Origin of the sequence: Demequina pelophila (genome assembly GCF_000971175.1) — a bacterium.
Taxonomy (GTDB): Bacteria; Actinomycetota; Actinomycetes; order Actinomycetales; family Demequinaceae; genus Demequina; species Demequina pelophila.
In genome coordinates, this window is the sequence record NZ_BBLY01000004.1 from 425,290 (window position 1) to 442,181 (window position 16,892).

The window sequence follows — 16,892 nt, forward strand, 5'->3', positions numbered from 1 at the left end:
ATTCGACGGCAGATCCACGTGAAGGAGAAGACATGTTCAACAACAAGGTGCGCGCCGCCGGCCTCGCTCTGCTGCTCGCCGCGGGCGGCTCGTTCGCCCTCACCGGCTGCGCGGGCGACGACTCGTCGGCCGAGGCCGCCGTCGAGGTCGCGGACGTCGACGTGGCGACCGACCTCGAGACCGCCCGCCAGGCCGTCCTCGACGCGCTCGCGGACGACGACTGGGCCCAGGTCATGCTGGCCTCGGACGTCGAGGGCCCGACCGTCAAGTACGGCCTCATGGTGATGCCGTTCGTCAAGACCGACGCCGCCTCGCGCGTCACCGGCACGGTCGACATCGTCGACGGTGACCAGTTCAAGATCGAGGCCGACTCGGCCGAGACCGGCACCACCTGGCAGATCGACCAGGACGGCACCATCACCGAGGTCGCCGAGTAACACCCGGCACCACCCTCGTCCTCTCCGGACCCTGGAGGGGCTCGTCCGGCCGGCAACGGCCGGGCGGGCCCCCTTCCCGGGAGAGTCGGCCAGGGCACTCGCAGCGTCATCGCCGACGCCTCGCCTCCGGTGAGCGCGCCGCCCCGCTGCCACGGGGATCCACAGCGGTCCCGGTAGATCCCCATTCATCAGTTTCTGAAGGAGCACTGCAGTGAAGTCTCGTCCGTCCACGGACGACGCGCCGAAGAAGGCGCGGATGTCCAACAAGAAGTACCTGGCGATCTGGGTGCCGGTGATCGCGTTCCTGACGGCGCTCACCGTCATCGCGAACATGGCCCTGGTGATCGCGGGCGGCTGGGTCGCCTCGCAGCTGGGCTCCGGCACCTACGAGTTCACCAACTCGCCCGAGTCCGAGAACTGGGACACGAACTACTACGAGTCGGACTTCGCCGACATCGACGAGGTCAACGCCGCGGCCGAGGCTCTCGTCGAGGAGATCGCCGCCAGCGGCATCGTCCTCGCGAAGAACGACAACGCGGTGCTCCCGCTCGACGCCGGCGCGCAGCTGACCATGCTCGGTCGCGCCGCCGCGGACCCGGTCTTCGGTGGCTCGGGCTCCGGCTCGGTCGACACCCACTCCGCGGTGACCGCGCGTGGCGGTCTCGAGAACGCGGGCTTCTCCATCAACGAGAGCGTCTACGACGCGATCGCGGAGTACGCGGCCGAGAACAAGCGCGGCCACGTCTCGATGGACGACCCGATGGGCTCGACCTACACGATCGGCGAGATGCCCGTCGAGGGCTACGAGGCGCAGTCCTCGACCTTCGCGCAGTACGACGACGCGGCCGTCATCGTCATCGGCCGTCCCGGCGGTGAGGGCGGTGACCTCGCGAAGGACATGCTGGACATCGCGAACTCGGACAACATCGACCCGCGCGCCCAGGAGGGTGAGCACCAGCTCGAGCTCAACCAGGACGAGAAGGCGCTGATCGCCCTCGCCAAGGAGAACTTCGACACCATCGTCGTCGTGGTCAACGCCTCCACCACCATGGAGATGGGCGACCTGCAGAACGACCCCGAGATCGACGCGATCCTGCTCGCCGGCTCGCCCGGCGCGACCGGCTTCAACGCGCTCGGCTCGATCCTCAACGGTGACGTCAACCCCTCGGGCCGCACCGCGGACCTGTGGGCCGCCGACTTCACCGCGGACCCGACGTACGTGAACTTCGGCGACTACCGCTACACCAACCTGTCGCCCAGCTACCCCGTGCCGGTCGCCGAGCGCACCAACGAGTACGACTACGCCCCGTTCGTCAACTACGCCGAGGGCATCTACTACGGCTACCGCTTCTACGAGACCGCTGCGGTCGAGGGCTTCATCGACTACGACGAGGCCGTCGTCTACCCGTTCGGCTACGGCCTGAGCTACACCGACTTCGCGTGGGACGTGGCGAACGTCGACGCGGGCGACGTGGACGGCACCATCGCCGTGACCGTGGACGTCACCAACACCGGTGACGTGGCCGGCCGCGACGTGGTCGAGCTCTACTACTCGGCCCCCTACACCCCGGGCGGCATCGAGAAGTCGGCCGTCGTGCTCGGCGGCTTCGCCAAGACCGGCGTGCTCGAGCCCGGCGCCTCGGAGACGGTCACCATCGAGCTGACCGTCGAGGACATGGCGTCGTACGACTACCAGAACCACCAGGCGTACGTGCTCGAGGCCGGCGACTACCAGATCACCGTCCAGACCGACTCGCACACCCTCGCCGAGGGCGCCGAGCCCTTCGTCTACACCGTCGCCTCCGACGTCGTCTTCTCGGGCGACGACCACCGCGCGTCGGACCTGACCGAGGTCACCAACCTCTTCGACGACGTCTCTGAGGCGTTCACCACCACCGGCGAGGCCGGCAAGATCCAGCTCATGTCGCGTGCGGACTTCGCGGGCACCTTCCCGGTCGAGCCCACGGGCGACATGCTCGTCGCGAACGACGCCGTGATCGAGGGCTTCGCGCCCTACGACTACGAGGCCGCGGCCGAGGCGTTCGAGGGCGAGATGCCCACCACCGGCGCCTCCTCCGAGCTCGCGCTCATCGAGATGCGCGGTCTGGCCAAGGACGACCCGCAGTGGGAGACCCTGCTCGACTCGCTCACGGTCGCCGACATGTCGTCGATGCTGCTCAACGGCGCCTACAAGACCGAGGGCATCGCCTCGATCGCCAAGACGGCCACGATGGACCTGGACGGCCCCGCGGGCTTCTCCTCCTTCCTCGACTCCTCCGTCAACGGCACCGCCTACCCCTCGGAGGCGCTCATCGCGCAGACCTGGGACCTCGAGATCGGCGCCAAGATGGGTGTCATGCTCGGCAACGAGGCGCTCGAGAAGGGCATCTCCGGCTGGTACGCGCCGGCGGTCAACCTGCACCGTTCGCCCTTCGCCGGTCGTAACTTCGAGTACTACTCGGAGGACCCGTTCCTCTCGGGCGCGCTGCTCACCGCCGTCGCCAACGGCATCGGCACCAAGGGTGTCTACACCATGGTCAAGCACTACGCGCTGAACGACCAGGAGGACAACCGCATCGCCAACGGCGTCGCCGTGTGGGCCGACGAGCAGACCATCCGCGAGATCTACCTCAAGCCGTTCGAGATGGGCGTCAAGAACATCACGATGGACGTCAAGTACATCTCGGACGACCAGGGCACCGTGTCGGAGACGACCATCGGCGCCATGGGCATCATGAGCTCCTTCAACCGCGTGGGCGCCACCTGGGCCGGCGGCTCGAAGGCGCTGATGAACGATGTGCTGCGTGAGGAGTGGGGCTTCGAGGGTTACGTCATCTCGGACTTCAACCTCTACCCGTACATGAACCCCAACCAGTCGATCGACGCGGGCACCGACCTGACGCTGACGCTGGCGCCCATGAAGACCTTCCACGACTCGACGTCGGCCAAGGCGGTCACGGACATTCGCAACGCCACGCACAACGTGCTCTACGCGGTCGCGAACTCCAACCTGACCAACGGCATGGCGCCGGGCGCGACGGTCACGTACACCCCGCCCATGTGGGTCTACATCCAGATCATCACGACCGTCGTGGTGGGCCTCGGCATCGTCGGCCTCATCGGCATGGTCGCGGTGCGCGTGCGCCGCAACCGCGGCGGCGTGCCGGTCGCGGAGGTCACGGAGACCAAGGTCACCGAGACCGTCTGAATCTGATCGGCGGGGCCGCCACCGCGGCCCCGCCGGCACCCTCGAGGGCCCCCGCTCCCACCGGAGCGGGGGCCCTCGTCCCATGTCCGGGGACGGGCCGCGACAACGGCGTGTCGCCTGGAAAGGGACGATGCGCGGGCCGGGGGAGGGTCCGAGGCGCCAGGCTTTCCTCGGGCCGGCGGTGGCTCCGTCCCGCGCCCCTCGACGGGCCGTTTCCACGGGCCCGCGACAGGTTGTGGCCCGCACGCGACAGGTTGTGCCGGGGCCCCATTTCAGGCGCGAGCGCGATGCCTACGATGACGCATCGCCACCACGCAGCCGTGGGGGCGGAACCGTCACAACGACGTCACGACAATTCACTGCCAGGCGCTGCATGCGGCCTTCCGGGCCGCGCGGCACCTGCACACCGACGCGAAGGATCCATCATGACCATGGAGCTCACCCTGGCCGAGAAGGCGGCGCTGCTGAGCGGGCAGAGCGTGTGGGAGTCCCGCGCCGTCCCGCGCGCCGGGATCCGCGCCCTGAACCTCTCCGACGGCCCGCACGGCATCCGCAAGCAGCTGGGCTCGGGCGACCACCTGGGCATCAACGGCTCGGCCCCCGCCACCTGCTTCCCGACCGCGGCGACCGTCGCGAACTCGTGGAACCCGGAGCTCGCCGAGCTCGTGGGCGAGGCGCTGGGCGCCGAGGCCGCCGCGCTCGACGTGGACGTCGTGCTGGGCCCCGGCCTCAACATCAAGCGCTCGCCGCTGTGCGGCCGCAACTTCGAGTACTTCTCGGAGGACCCGTACCTCTCGGGCAAGGTCGCCGCCGGCTACGTGCGCGGCATCCAGTCGCAGGGCGTCGCCGCGTGCCCCAAGCACTTCGCCGCGAACAGCCAGGAGCTGCGCCGCCTCGCGAGCGACTCCGTGGTCGACGAGCGCACGCTGCGCGAGATCTACCTCACCGCGTTCGAGATCGTCGTGCGCGAGGCCGCGCCCAAGACCATCATGTCCGCGTACAACCGCGTCAACGGCACCTACGCCCACGAGAACGCGCACCTGCTCCAGGAGATCCTCCGCGACGAGTGGGGCTTCGACGGGCTGGTCGTCTCCGACTGGGGCGGCTCGAACGACGCCGTCGCGGCCGCGCAGGCCGGCGGCACGCTCGAGATGCCGTCGCCGGGTCTCGACTCCGCGCGTCAGCTGATCGCCGCGGTCGAGGAGGGGCGCCTGTCCGAGGAGGACCTCGACGCCCGCGTGGCGGAGGTCATCGCGCTCGTCGAGCGCGTCGACCCCGCGCTCGCCCGCAAGGTCGACGACGCGGCCCACCACGCGCTCGCACTGCGCGTCGCGCAGGAGAGCCAGGTGCTGCTGCGCAACACCGGCGTGCTCCCGCTCGCCCAGGGGACCAAGGTCGCCGTCGTCGGCGACTTCGCGAAGACCCCGCGCTACCAGGGCGCCGGCTCCTCGCTCGTCAACCCCACCCAGCTCGACACGGCCCTCGAGGCCATGGCCGGCACCGGCCTGGAGATGACCGCGTACGCGCAGGGCTTCCACCGCCTGGGCGGTCAGGACGAGGCGCTCGCGGCGGAGGCCGTCGAGGCCGCCCGCGGCGCCGACGCCGTGCTGCTCTACCTGGGCCTCGACGAGACCAGCGAGTCCGAGGGCAACGACCGCACCCACATGCGCCTGCCCTCCAACCAGATCGCGCTGCTGGCGCGCCTGCGCGAGGTCAACGAGAACGTGGTGGTCATCCTCTCCGCGGGCTCCGCGATCGAGATGCCGTGGCTCGAGGACTGCGCCGCCCTGGTGCACGGCTACCTGGGTGGACAGGCCGGCGCGGCCGCCGCCCTCGACGTGGTCACCGGCACGATCAACCCGTCGGGCCGCCTCGCCGAGACCTACCCCGTGCGCCTCGAGGACAACCCGAGCCACCGCTACTACCCGGGCCGCGGCGAGACCGCCGAGTACCGGGAGGGCCTCTTCGCCGGCTACCGCTACTACGCGACCGCGCAGGTGCCGGTGCTGTTCCCGTTCGGCTTCGGCCTCAGCTACACCTCGTTCGAGTACAGCGACCTCGCGGTGACCGATGCGGGGGTCACCTTCACGCTCGAGAACACCGGGGACGTGGCGGGCGCCGAGGTGCCGCAGCTGTACATCGGCCGCGAGGGCGCGGGCGTCCACCGCCCGGTGCGCGAGCTCAAGGGCTTCGCCAAGGTCGCGCTCGAGCCGGGGGAGAAGACCACGGTCACGCTGCCCTTCGACGCGTACACCTTCCGCCACTACTCGGTGGCGCAGGGCCGCTGGGCCGTCGAGTCCGGCGAGTACACGGTGTCCGTGGGCGCGAGCGTCGAGGACGTGCGCCTCACCGCCACGCACACGGTCGAGGGCGACGCGGCACCGGTCGACCGCCGCGACGAGCTGCCCTCGTACCACGCCGCCACCGTGACCGACGTGTCCGACGAGGAGTTCGAGGCCCTGCTGGGCCGCGAGCTGCCCGCCTCGACCCCTGGTGCCGGCGCGCCGCTGGGCCTCAACTCGCCCCTGCTCGCCATGCACGAGGCCCGCAACCCCGCGGCCCGCTTCGCGGCGTCGACGCTCAAGCGTCTGATCGACCGCTCGCAGCGCAAGGGCAAGCCGGACCTCAACCTGTACTTCCTCTACAACATGCCGTTCCGCTCCATCGCGAAGATGACGAACGGTGCCGCGTCGATGGAGATGGTGGAGGCGATCGTCACGATCGTCAACGGCCGCTCCTTCGCCGGCATCGGCGCTCTCGCCTCCGGCGCCGTGCGCAATGCGCGCGAGTCGAAGGCCATGGCCGCCGACCTCACCCACCCGACCCCGCAGGCGTCGCAGCCTGCCTCCAACCGCTGAGGGGAACCCTTCATGTCCACCATCACCGCCGCGCTCGGCAAGCTCTGGGCGCCCGTGGCGCGCCTGTGGAAGAACTTCGAGACCAAGCGCCCCACCACCGCGCAGTTCCTCATGTTCTTCCTGCTCAGCAACGGTGTCACCGTGCTGCAGCTGGTGCTCATGCCGGTCATCAAGAGCTGGTTCTACAACACCGACCTGGTCAACACCGCGTTCCAGATCTGGCCCGTGGGCTCCAACCTCGACGGCTCGCAGTACTACATCTTCGACTACCCGGCCGGCCCCGTGGACGCGGACGGCATGGGCGGCGGCCTCGCGTACTTCCTCGCGGTGCAGATCACCATCGCCATCGCGCAGGTCATCAACTTCTTCGCCCAGCGCTCCATCACGTTCAAGGCGAACAACTCGATGGCGAAGGCCGCGTTCTGGTACGTCATCGCCTACATCCTCATCACCATCGGTGCGGCGGCCGCGCAGGGCTTCTACAAGGTCCCGATCTACTCGTTCTGCCAGGACGTGTGGCCCGCGGGCGGCGAGAACGTCGCGGACGTCATCACCATGATCATCAACTCGGCGATCGCCTTCTGGGTGTTCTTCCCGATCTTCAAGGTGATCTTCAAGCAGGTCCCGGAGGAGCAGGCCTCCGAGACCGCTAAGGTGGCGGATGAGGCGGGCTCCGAGCCCGCCGCCCGCTAACCGCGAGCAGGGATCCTCGAGGCGATCATGACCACGCTCACCATCGTCGTGCCGAGCTACAACTCGGCCGACTTCATGGACCGCTGCATCGACTCGCTGCTGATCGGCGGCGACGATGTCGAGATCCTGATCGTCAACGACGGATCCCGCGACGCGACAGGTGAGATCGCCGACGCGTACGCGGCCCGGTACCCGGGCCGCGTACGCGCGATCCACAAGGCCAACGGCGGCCATGGCTCGACCATCAACGTCGGGCTCGCGGAGGCGCGCGGCCGCTACTTCAAGGTGGTCGACTCCGACGACTGGGTCGACCAGGACGCCTACCTCGACGTCATCGCCACGCTCAAGCGCCTCGACGGCGAGGACGCGCGCATCGACATGATGCTCACCAACTTCGTCTACGAGAAGGAGGGCCGCGAGAAGAAGCGCGCGGTCCGGTTCCGCAAGCAGCTGCCGCAGGGGCGCGTCTTCGGGTGGGACGAGGTGGGGCGCCTGCGCAAGACGCAGTACCTCATCATGCACACCATCGTGTACCGCACGGATTTGCTCCGCCAGGTCGGGCTGCGCCTGCCCGAGCACACCTTCTACGTGGACAACATCTTCGCCTTCATGCCGCTGCCGGCCGTCGAGCGGATCTACTACCTCGACGTGGACCTCTACCGGTACTTCATCGGCCGCGAGGGGCAGTCCGTGGCGGAGGAGGTCATGATCTCCCGCCTGGACCAGCAGCTGCGCGTCAACCGCATGATGGCGCAGCACATGACGGACACCGTGCCCAAGGACGCGCCGTGCTACCGCTACATGGCGCACTACCTCGAGATCATCACGGCGGTCTCCTCGACGCTGCTGGTGCGCTCGGGCACGGACGAGTCCGTGCTGGCCAAGGAGGCGCTCTGGCGCGAGCTGCGGGAGCAGGACCGCTACCTGCACCGGCGCCTGCGCCGCGGCGCGCTCGGCCAGATCTGCACCCTGCCGGGCCGTCCCGGCCGCAAGGTGACCCTGGCCGCCTACCGCGCCGCCCAGTGGCGCGTGGGCTTCAACTGAGACCGGGCATCGTCCCCGGCCCGCGCATCGTCCCCGGCCCGCGCATCGTCCCCGGTCAAGAGGGGATGGGCACCAGCACCCTCATCACGAACCAGCCGTCCTCGGCGGCGACCGTGAAGGTGCCGTCGTAGCGCTCGACCGCCTGGCGGGTGTTGAGCAGGCCGTAGCCGTGGTGCGCCTGGTCGTCCTTGGTGGTGCGCGGCAGGCCGTCGTCGAGGTCGAGCTCGCCGCCGAAGTAGTTCTCGAAGCGCAGCAGCGCGAAGCCGCCCTGGCGGTGGAGCGCGACGCGGCACAGGCGCTGGTCGGGGTCCGGGACCTTCCGGGTGGCCTCGATCGCGTTGTCGAGCGCGTTGCCGAAGATCGCGACGATGTCCGCGACCTCCATGAAGTCCACGGCGTGCCCGTCGACCACGCACGTGAACGTGATCCCCAGGTCCTGCGCCTGCGACACCTTGGCCGTCAGCATCGTGTCGACCACGGGGTTGCCGGTGTCGTAGACCACGTCGTAGCCGCGGATGGTGTCCTCGAGCTGGTCGACCAGGCTCGCGCGCACCTGCGCGTCGCCCTCGCCGCGCAGCGCCGTGGCGAAGTGCTTGAGGTCGTGGTACTTGCGGTTGACGGAGTCCTGCATGCGGCGGGACTGCTCGTACTGGGCGTGCTGGGCGCGCAGGAGCGAGTTCATCGACTGGTTGTCGATCGCGCGCTGGAGCTGCAGGCGCTGGGCGCGCATCGCGTACAGCGCGACGAAGCCGCACAGGTCCACGAGGGTGCGGATGTACAGGATCGACTCGTGGTCGCTGCTGACGAAAGGCGACTCGTCGGTGACGAAGCTCAGGTTGGACATGAGGAACGTCACGATCCCGATGGACAGGGTCGCGAGGAACATCCGCGAGTCGATCGCGACGCGCCGCTCGGGAGGGAAGTTGCGCCGCTCCGCGAACCACGCGGCCGCGAGCGCGGACGCGAGCATGACCGCCACCGCGGCGAATCTCTCCCACGGCCAGCCGTTGGCGACGAAGAAGTGCTGGTCGATCTGCCACGCGAGCGAGGCCGCGAGCTCCGCGAGCACGAAGGCACGCACGAACCGGTCGCCGGCCCGCTGCCACTCCGTGTCCGTGCAGGCCCAGACCAGTCCGTACATCGTGGCGGCGGCCATCACCATGCCCAGCCACCACCAGCCCAGGTGCAGCGCGCCCGCGAGCAGCTGGACGCCCACGAGGGCGAACAGGCCCGCCACGATGACGCCGATGAGAGGCAGCCGGTCGAGCCGCTTGGGGGTGAGGGTGATGTAGACGACGCACGCGCCCCACTCGGCTCCGGCGGTGAGCAGGCGGGGGATGTCCTCGAGGATCGGCTCGATGCCGGAGTTGGCGACCAGGAACGTCACACGCGCCCGCCCATGTGGTCCGCGAGCGCCTCGAGGAAGGCCTTCTTGCGGGGCCGGCTCACCTGGAGGGCGTCCCCGTTCGCCATCACGGACGTCGACTGGTCGACGCGCGAGACGTGACGGAGGTTGACCAGGTAGCAGTTGTTGGAGCGGAAGAACCCGAACTCCGACAGATCCTCCTCGAGCGCCTTGAGGGTGCCCGAGAACGTGTAGCGCCGGTCGAAGCAGTGGACGGTGATCTTGTGCTTGTCCGACTCGGCGTAGACCACGTCGTTGGGGTCGAGCCGAACCAGGGCGTTGTTGACGGACAGCACGATCGCGGGGGTCTCGCGCTTCTTCAGGCGCGACAGCGACCGGCCCAGCTCCTGGGCGAAGGCGAAGTAGGGGACCGGCTTGAGCAGGTAGGACAGCGCGTCCACCTCGTAGCCCTTGATGGCGAACTGGCCCATGTTGGTGACGAACACGATGATGACGTCCGTGTCGACCTGGCGGATGGCGTGCGCGGTCTCGAAGCCGTCCATGCCCGCCATCTCGACGTCCAGGAAGAGGACGTCGAACTCGGGGCGGTAGTCGACGGCGATCTCCTTGCCGTCCGTGAAGGTCCGCACATCAAAGGGCACCTCGTGCTCCTCGCTGTAGCGCGCGAGGTGGTCGAGCAGGGTGCGGCGGTACGCCTCATCATCCTCGACGACGCCGATCCGGATCACCCGAGCCTCCGTCCTGTGTTGCTGGGCAACTGTTCAAGTGTACGAGTGGTCTCAGGTGGCATGGAGTGCCGTTCGTCCCGCCCGCGCGCAGCCCGCCCCCGCCATCACCCAATTGGTAGGTGTTGGTCGCTTCTCGCGAATCTCTGCGCGTGAGGGGTAGATGGTTGTCGTTCGGCCCGCCTACACCGGCTCGACCAGCTCCGCCCCCTGGTTCCTGACGTTGCCCACGTCGCGCCCCACCGCGTGCCACGCGAGCTCCGGCTCCGGGGCGGCCATCGCCGCGAACAGGTCGTCGTTCGCGGAGTCCGCATCGAGCCACACGTCCGCCTCCTCGCGGCGCAGCATCACGGGCTGGCGGTCATGGATCCGCGCCATCTCACCGCGCGCCGCCGTGGTGACGATCGAGCACGAGGCCAGCCACGGCGCGTCGTCCCCCTTGGCCTTGTCCCGCCAGAACTCGAACAGGCCCGCGAAGGCGAGCGGCGCATCGTCCGCGGTGTGAATGAAGTACGGGGTCTTGACCCCGTCCTCCGTCTTCCACTCGTAGTAGCCGCTCGCCGGCACCAGGCAACGGCGCTTGGCGAAGGCCGCGCGGAACGACGGCTTCTCCGCGACCGTCTCGCCGCGGGCGTTGAACATGCGCGAGCCCACGGAGGGATCCTTGGCCCAGGACGGCACGAGGCCCCAGCGGGCGAGTTCGAGGGAGCGCCCCTCGTCCCTGCGCGCCACGACGATCGCCGCCTCCTGCGTGGGGGCGATGTTGTAACGCGGGGCGAGCCGGGCATCGTCCGCGATGACGGCGATCTCGAAGGCGTCGATGAGCTCCTGCTCGGTCATGAAATTCGCGTAGCGCCCGCACATGTCCCCATGCTGGCACCCGCCGTCGCTGCCGGTCACGGGGAACAACGCGGCGCGGAGCCCGGTTGTGCACCCCCATGGAGGTGAACGATCGATGAACGAAGCCTGGCCCCTCATTCCCAGCGCGGTCGCGCTTGCCCTCGCGGTGGGCGCGGTGATCCTCGTGGGAGTCCGCCTCACGCGCACCGCCGACGAGCTCGCCGACCGCACCGGGATGGGAGAGGCGCTCGCGGGCGCGCTGTTCCTGGGCGGCATCACCAGCCTGCCGGGCATCGTGGCGTCCGCGACCGGTGCGCTCCAGGGCGACGCGGCCTTCGCGCTCGCCAATCCGGTGGGAGGCGTGGCGGTGCAGTCCGTGTGGCTCGCGATCGCGGACCTGCTCTATCGGCGCGCCAACCTCGAACACGCGGCGGCCAGCCTCGAGAACATCCTGCAGGCGCTCGTGCTGGTCGCGCTGCTGTCGCTGCCGGTGATCGCATTCGCCACCCCGGACCTCACGGTCGGCTGGGTCCATCCGGTCACGCTGCTGATCCCCGTCCTCTACTTCTACGGGTTGAGGCTCGTGAAGCGGGCGCGCGAGCAGCCGTCGTGGCAGCCCGAGGAGACCGAGGACACCGTGGGGGACGAGCCGGACGAGCCGTCGGACACGCCCGTGCGCACGCTGTGGCTGCGCCTGGGAGCCTTCGCCGTGCTCATCGGCGTGACGGGATGGGTGATCGGTCGCGCGGGACTCGGCGTGGTCGCCGCGACGGGCTGGCCCAGCTCGGTCACCGGCTTCACGCTCACGACCATCATCTCCTCGCTGCCGGAGCTGGTGACGCTGATCGCCGCCGTCAAGATCGGGGCGCTCACGCTCGGGGTGGGCAACATCATCGGCGGGAACGTGTTCGACACGCTGCTCATCTCCGTCTCCGACGTCTTCTACCTCGACGGGCCCATCTACGCCCAGGCGGGCACCTCGAGCCTCGTGCTGCTCGGCGGCACCCTGCTCATCACGGCGATCCTCGCGGCGGGTCTGCTCGTCAGAGACCGCAAGGGGATCGGCTTCGAGGGCGTCGGGCTGCCGCTCGCCTATGTGGGGACCGCCGCGCTCGCGGTCGTCGTGGCCTAGCGGCGCCACCTTCGTCGCCGCGTGCACGAAGTTCCCCACAGGGGGTGTCCTTTTCAGGGGTTTTGCCGGTAATGTCCCCGCCATGGGGGGAGAGCCTGTCGCTCTCATCGAAGAGCGGGTACGTGAGGGAGTGCGCGCGGCGGGGATGGACCCGGCGCGCGATGTCGACGCCGTGCGGGCGCTGGTCGAGGCCGCGGTCGACGCCTGGGAGGAGCGCGCGCTCGTGGGCGACGGCGACCCGCTCGCCGACCGGGCGGCGGTCGCCAAGGCGGTGCACGATGCTGTGGCCGGGCTGGGGCCGCTGCAGTCCCTGCTCGACGATCCGACGATCGAGGAGATCTGGATCAACTCGCCGCACGAGGTGTACGTCGCCCGCGGCGGGGTGAGCGAGCTCACGAGCCTGCTGCTCGACGAGGCGACCGTGCGGATGCTGGTCGAGCGGATGCTCGCTGCCGCGGGCCGGCGGCTCGACCTCTCCAGCCCGTTCGTGGATGCCGCGCTCCCGGGCGGGGAGCGCCTCCACGTCGCGATCCCGGACGTCACCCGCCGTCACTGGGCCGTCAACATCCGCAAGTACGTGGCCCGCGCGACGAGCGTCGACGACCTGGTGCGCCTGGGCATGCTGCCGGCCCAGGCCGCGGCCTTCCTCGCCGCGTCCGTCGAGGCGGGGCTGACCGTCCTGGTCAGCGGAGGCACCCAGGCGGGCAAGACCACCACGCTGGGCGCGTTGGCGGGCGCGATTCCCGCGCGCGAACGCGTGGTCACCTGCGAGGAGGTGTTCGAGCTCGCGGTCCCCGTACGGGACACGGTCGCGCTCCAGTGTCGCCAGCCGTCTCTCGAGGGCACGGGCGAGATCCCGCTGCGCCGGCTGGTCAAGGAGGCGCTGCGCATGCGGCCCAGCCGCATCATCGTGGGCGAGGTGCGCGAGGCCGAGGCGCTCGACCTCCTCATCGCTCTGAACAGTGGCGTTCCCGGCATGTGCACCATCCACGCGAACTCCGCGCGGGACGCGCTCGCGAAGATGTGCGCGCTGCCGCTCCTCGCCGGCGGCAACGTCACCGATCGCTTCGTCGTGCCCACCGTCGCCTCTGCCGTGGACCTCATCGTGCACGTGGGGATAGGCCCCGACGGATCGCGGCGCGTGAGGGAGATCCAGGGCGTCTCCGGCCGCGTCGAATCCGGAGTGATCGAGTTGACTGAATTGTTCGGGTGGCGGGACGGCGAGCTGCGTCGCGGCGGCGGCTTCCCGCCGCACCCGGACCGCTTCGAGGCGCGCGGCATCAACGTCGCCGGATTGCTCTCCGCATGATGCCGGCGCTCGCGGGGATCGCGCTCGGGCTCGGCCTGCTGCTCGTCTGGCTGTCCGCGTGGGAGGTGCCGCGGCGCGAACGGCCCCCGAGCGCCAGGGCGCTGCGGGCGGCGGACAGGCTCGCCCAGGCGGGCCTGCCCGGGATCGACCCGCGCGCGGTGCCGGCCGCGGGCGCGGCGGCCGGACTGGTCGCCGGAGGCGTCGTGGCCGCGACCACCGGCGCGCTCGCCGTCGGGCTGTGCGCGGCCCTGGGGGCGGCGTGGGCGCCGCATGCCTATGTCTCCGCACGGGCGCGCTCCCGCCGCGGGCGGCTGCGCGGGGTGTGGCCGGACGCGGTGGACCTGGTGCGGTCCGGCGTGCGGGCGGGGCTGTCGCTGCCCGAGGCGCTCGCCGAGCTGGGGGAGCGCGGCCCGGAGGAGCTGCGCCCGGCCTTCGTCGAGTTCGGGGAGGACTACCGCGCCTCGGGGCGCTTCGATGCCTCGGTCGAGGCGCTCCAGCGCCGGCTCGCGGACCCCGTCGCGGACCGGATGCTGTCCGCGGTGCGCCTCGCGCGCGACGTGGGCGGCACGGACGTGGGCCGCGTGCTCGACGCCCTGAGCTCGCACCTGCGCGACGAGGGCCGCACGCGTGCGGAGCTCGAGGCCCGCCAGAGCTGGACCGTCAACGCGGCGCGCCTCGCCGTGGCCGCGCCCTGGGTGCTGCTCGCGATGCTCGCGAGCCGTCCCTCGAACGTCGAGGCCTTCGACAGTCCCGGCGGCGTGATCGTGCTCGCGGGCGGCGCCGCCGCCTGCGTGGGCGCGTACCGGCTGATGCGCTACCTGGGACGCCTGCCGGTCGACGAGCGGACGCACGCATGATCGCCGCCCTGGCCGCGTGCCTGGCGCTGGGGCTCGCGCTCGTGCTGGCGTGGGCCGGGACGCGGCGGTTCTCGCTCGAGGCCCGCCTCGCGCCTGCCCTGCGCGGCACCCGTGCCCCGCGCCGCGCGCGGCTTGCGGACCGCCTCGCGGCGCCGCTGGCGGACGATGCCCGACGCCTCCTCGCGCGGTGGGCCGCCTCGGGGGACCTCGACGAGCGGCTGGCCCGCGCCGGGCATCCGCGCACCGGGCCCGCGCACCGGGCGCAGCAGATCGCGGGCGCCGCCGTGGGGCTGGCGGCCGGCCTCGCGCTCGGTGCCGCGCTCGCCGCCGTCCGCGGGGCGTCGCCGGTCGTCGCGCTCGGCGTCTCCGTGGGCGCGTGCGCCGCGGGTGCCGCGCTGCCCGACGTCCTGCTCGCGAGCGCCGGCACCCGCCGCGTCGCCCGCATGCGCGCCCAGCTGCCGGGCGCGGCCGAGCTGCTCGCGCTCGCCGTGGTCGCCGGCGCCGGCCTCCCGGTCGCCCTCGAGAGGACCTCCCGCACGGTGGGCGGGCCCCTGGGCGAGGAGATCGGCGAGGTGCTCGCCACCGCGCGCGAGGGCCGTTCGGTGGCCGCCGCGCTGGACGACTGGGCGGCGCGCGTGCCCGAGCCCGCCGTCGCGACGTTCGCCGGCGCGGTGTCCGCGGCCCTCGATCGAGGCACGCCGCTCGCGGACGTGCTCCACGCGCAGGCACGCGACGCCAGGGAGCGGTCCCGCGCCGCGCTCATGGAGGAGGGCGGCAAGCGTGAAATCGCGATGCTCGTGCCCGTCGTCCTCATCATTCTGCCGGTCACGGTGCTGTTCGCGCTGTATCCGGGACTCATGGCGATCCGGCTGGACCTGTGAGCGGCGCCCGCCGCCACGCGACGAAGGGGGAGAGATGGACCAGGAAGCAACGATCGAGCGCCACGGACGGCGCCTGGAACTCGACGACCGCGGAGACGTGCCCGGCTGGGTGCTCATCACGTTGATGAGCGCCGGCTTGGTCGCCACGCTGTGGGCGCTCGCGGGGCCCGCGCTCAGCGAGCTGTTCACCACCGCCCTTGAATCGGTCACCGGAGGCTGAGCGGGGGAGCGCGCCCGTCGAGTTCGTGCTGGTGACGGCCTTCGTGCTGGTCGTGGTGCTCGGGCTCATGCAGCTCGCGCTCACCCTGCACGTGCGCCACACCCTGCTCGCCTGCGCCTCCCAGGCCGCCCGCGCGGCCGCCGTCGCGGCCACCGCCCACGACGCGGTCGGCCGCGCCGACGCGTGCGCGGCGGGCGTGGGCGCCGCGGCGACCGTCGAGGTCGAGGACGTCGCGGTGGGCGGCCTGCCGGGGGTCCGGGTGACGATGCGCGCGCCGGCCCCCGTGCTGGGCGTGTGGTCCGCGGGGGCCATCGAGGTCGCGGCGCGCGGCGTCCTCGAGGGGGCCGCACCATGAGACGCACCGACGACCGCGGCTCCCTCACCGTCGAGGCCGTCGCGCTCACGCTCCTGCTGCTGATCCCCACGCTCTACCTGGTGCTCGCGCTCGGCCGCGTCCAGGCGGGCGCCTACGCGGCGGAGTCCGGGGCCTACGCCGCTGCGCGCGCGGCCGTGCTCGCCGGCACCGCCGCGGCCGTCGACGGCGCGCGCGTCGGCACGGCCATGGACGATGCGGGGATTGCCGCCGCGCGCCTCGTCGCCGAGGACTTCGGCGTCCCCGCGGACGCGGTGGCCGTGGAACTGACGTGCGACCCGGCGTGCCTCGAGCCCGCCTCCGTGGTCGAGGCCGCCGTCACCGTGGCCGTCCCGCTGCCCGGCGTGCCCGCGTTCGCGCGCGGCGTCCTGCCCCTCGAGGTGACCGTCGCGGCCTCGGCGGCGAGCCCGGTCGAGGGCGTGGCGCCATGACCGCCCCGGAGGGCCGCCGCCGCGCGCCCGCCGCGCGCCGCGGCAGGCCCACCGACGACGAGGGCTCCGTCGCGGTCGTCGTGATCGGCCTCGTCGCGCTGGTGCTGGCGCTCGTGCTGACCGTCGCCGCCGCCACGCACCTCCAGCTCCAGAGGATGCGCCTGGCCCACGCGGCGGATGAGGCCGCGCTCGCGGCCGCGGACGCCATCGACGCGGACGCCTACTACGCCGGCACGCTCGACCCGGCCGCTCCCCACCTGTCCCACGACCGGGCCGACGACGAGGCGCGCACCCACTTCCGTGCATCGTCCCTGCGCGAGGGGCTCGGGGAGGCCCGAGTCGAGAGCGTCGAGATCCGGGCGGACGGCGCGGTGGTCGTGGAGGCGAGCCTGCGCAGCCCGCTCGTCCTCGACCTGGCGTGGCTGCCCGGGACCGTGGACCTGCGCACAGCCGCGGCGGCACGCATCACGGGCGGCTGACGGCCGCGGTCGCAGGGCCGGGCGAGCGCGCGTAACGTG

16 protein-coding genes are annotated in these 16,892 nt (G+C 71.3%); 13 read left to right on the forward strand and 3 right to left on the reverse strand.

What is annotated here, in order from left to right; translation table 11 throughout:
* Nucleotides 1–32 precede the first annotated feature (32 nt).
* From AOM03_RS07675 to AOM03_RS07695, 5 genes are all read left to right on the forward strand, one after another.
* Nucleotides 33–437 (forward strand): hypothetical protein, encoded by a 405-nt coding sequence (locus AOM03_RS07675; protein ID WP_062379970.1) that lies wholly within the window; start codon nucleotides 33–35, stop codon nucleotides 435–437.
* Between the two features lie 211 nt (nucleotides 438–648).
* Nucleotides 649–3,645 (forward strand): glycoside hydrolase family 3 C-terminal domain-containing protein, encoded by a 2,997-nt coding sequence (locus AOM03_RS07680; RefSeq protein ID WP_227589930.1) that lies wholly within the window; start codon nucleotides 649–651, stop codon nucleotides 3,643–3,645.
* Nucleotides 3,646–4,070: 425 nt separating this feature from the next.
* Nucleotides 4,071–6,503, forward strand: coding sequence for a glycoside hydrolase family 3 C-terminal domain-containing protein (locus AOM03_RS07685; RefSeq protein ID WP_062379971.1), 2,433 nt, complete (start codon nucleotides 4,071–4,073; stop codon nucleotides 6,501–6,503).
* Nucleotides 6,504–6,515: 12 nt separating this feature from the next.
* Nucleotides 6,516–7,196 (forward strand): hypothetical protein, encoded by a 681-nt coding sequence (locus AOM03_RS07690; RefSeq protein ID WP_062379973.1) that lies wholly within the window; start codon nucleotides 6,516–6,518, stop codon nucleotides 7,194–7,196.
* A gap of 27 nt (nucleotides 7,197–7,223) precedes the next feature.
* Complete coding sequence (locus tag AOM03_RS07695) at nucleotides 7,224–8,240, forward strand: glycosyltransferase family 2 protein (RefSeq protein ID WP_062379975.1); 1,017 nt, start codon at nucleotides 7,224–7,226, stop codon at nucleotides 8,238–8,240.
* A gap of 55 nt (nucleotides 8,241–8,295) precedes the next feature.
* Here AOM03_RS07695 and AOM03_RS07700 read toward each other — a convergent pair whose 3' ends face one another.
* The 3 genes from AOM03_RS07700 to AOM03_RS07710 all read right to left on the reverse strand — a co-directional run bounded on the left by AOM03_RS07700 (nucleotide 8,296) and on the right by AOM03_RS07710 (nucleotide 11,195).
* Nucleotides 8,296–9,627, reverse strand: a complete 1,332-nt coding sequence (locus tag AOM03_RS07700; RefSeq protein ID WP_062379977.1) for an ATP-binding protein — start codon at nucleotides 9,625–9,627, stop codon at nucleotides 8,296–8,298.
* Entirely contained in the window at nucleotides 9,624–10,334 is a 711-nt protein-coding gene (locus tag AOM03_RS07705; protein ID WP_062379980.1) for a LytR/AlgR family response regulator transcription factor, read from the reverse strand. The genes AOM03_RS07700 and AOM03_RS07705 overlap by 4 nt, the downstream gene beginning before the upstream one ends.
* Before the next feature lie 180 nt (nucleotides 10,335–10,514).
* The gene (locus AOM03_RS07710) at nucleotides 10,515–11,195 is read right to left on the reverse strand and encodes an SOS response-associated peptidase (RefSeq protein WP_062379982.1); all 681 of its coding nucleotides are present in this window, start codon (nucleotides 11,193–11,195) and stop codon (nucleotides 10,515–10,517) included.
* A 91-nt stretch (nucleotides 11,196–11,286) separates the two neighbouring features.
* Between AOM03_RS07710 and AOM03_RS07715 the strand changes: the two genes are divergently transcribed.
* From AOM03_RS07715 to AOM03_RS07750, 8 genes are all read left to right on the forward strand, one after another.
* The gene (locus AOM03_RS07715; RefSeq protein ID WP_062379983.1) at nucleotides 11,287–12,303 is read left to right on the forward strand and encodes a sodium:calcium antiporter; all 1,017 of its coding nucleotides are present in this window, start codon (nucleotides 11,287–11,289) and stop codon (nucleotides 12,301–12,303) included.
* 145 nt (nucleotides 12,304–12,448) lie between these two features.
* Nucleotides 12,449–13,612, forward strand: a complete 1,164-nt coding sequence (locus AOM03_RS07720) for a TadA family conjugal transfer-associated ATPase (RefSeq protein ID WP_439645039.1) — start codon at nucleotides 12,449–12,451, stop codon at nucleotides 13,610–13,612.
* Nucleotides 13,609–14,469: a type II secretion system F family protein gene (locus AOM03_RS07725; protein ID WP_369345448.1), complete on the forward strand. Its 861-nt coding sequence runs from the start codon at nucleotides 13,609–13,611 to the stop codon at nucleotides 14,467–14,469. The genes AOM03_RS07720 and AOM03_RS07725 overlap by 4 nt, the downstream gene beginning before the upstream one ends.
* Nucleotides 14,466–15,350, forward strand: coding sequence for a type II secretion system F family protein (locus AOM03_RS07730; RefSeq protein ID WP_062379987.1), 885 nt, complete (start codon nucleotides 14,466–14,468; stop codon nucleotides 15,348–15,350). Before AOM03_RS07725 ends, AOM03_RS07730 begins: the two co-directional genes overlap by 4 nt.
* Before the next feature lie 34 nt (nucleotides 15,351–15,384).
* Nucleotides 15,385–15,570: a hypothetical protein gene (locus AOM03_RS07735; RefSeq protein WP_062379989.1), complete on the forward strand. Its 186-nt coding sequence runs from the start codon at nucleotides 15,385–15,387 to the stop codon at nucleotides 15,568–15,570.
* Entirely contained in the window at nucleotides 15,548–15,925 is a 378-nt protein-coding gene (locus tag AOM03_RS07740) for a TadE/TadG family type IV pilus assembly protein (protein WP_082092240.1), read from the forward strand. Before AOM03_RS07735 ends, AOM03_RS07740 begins: the two co-directional genes overlap by 23 nt.
* On the forward strand, nucleotides 15,922–16,374 hold the full coding sequence (locus AOM03_RS07745) for a hypothetical protein (RefSeq protein ID WP_062379993.1): 453 nt from the start codon (nucleotides 15,922–15,924) through the stop codon (nucleotides 16,372–16,374). The genes AOM03_RS07740 and AOM03_RS07745 overlap by 4 nt, the downstream gene beginning before the upstream one ends.
* Nucleotides 16,371–16,853, forward strand: coding sequence for a pilus assembly protein TadG-related protein (locus tag AOM03_RS07750; RefSeq protein WP_062379995.1), 483 nt, complete (start codon nucleotides 16,371–16,373; stop codon nucleotides 16,851–16,853). Before AOM03_RS07745 ends, AOM03_RS07750 begins: the two co-directional genes overlap by 4 nt.
* Nucleotides 16,854–16,892 lie beyond the last annotated feature (39 nt).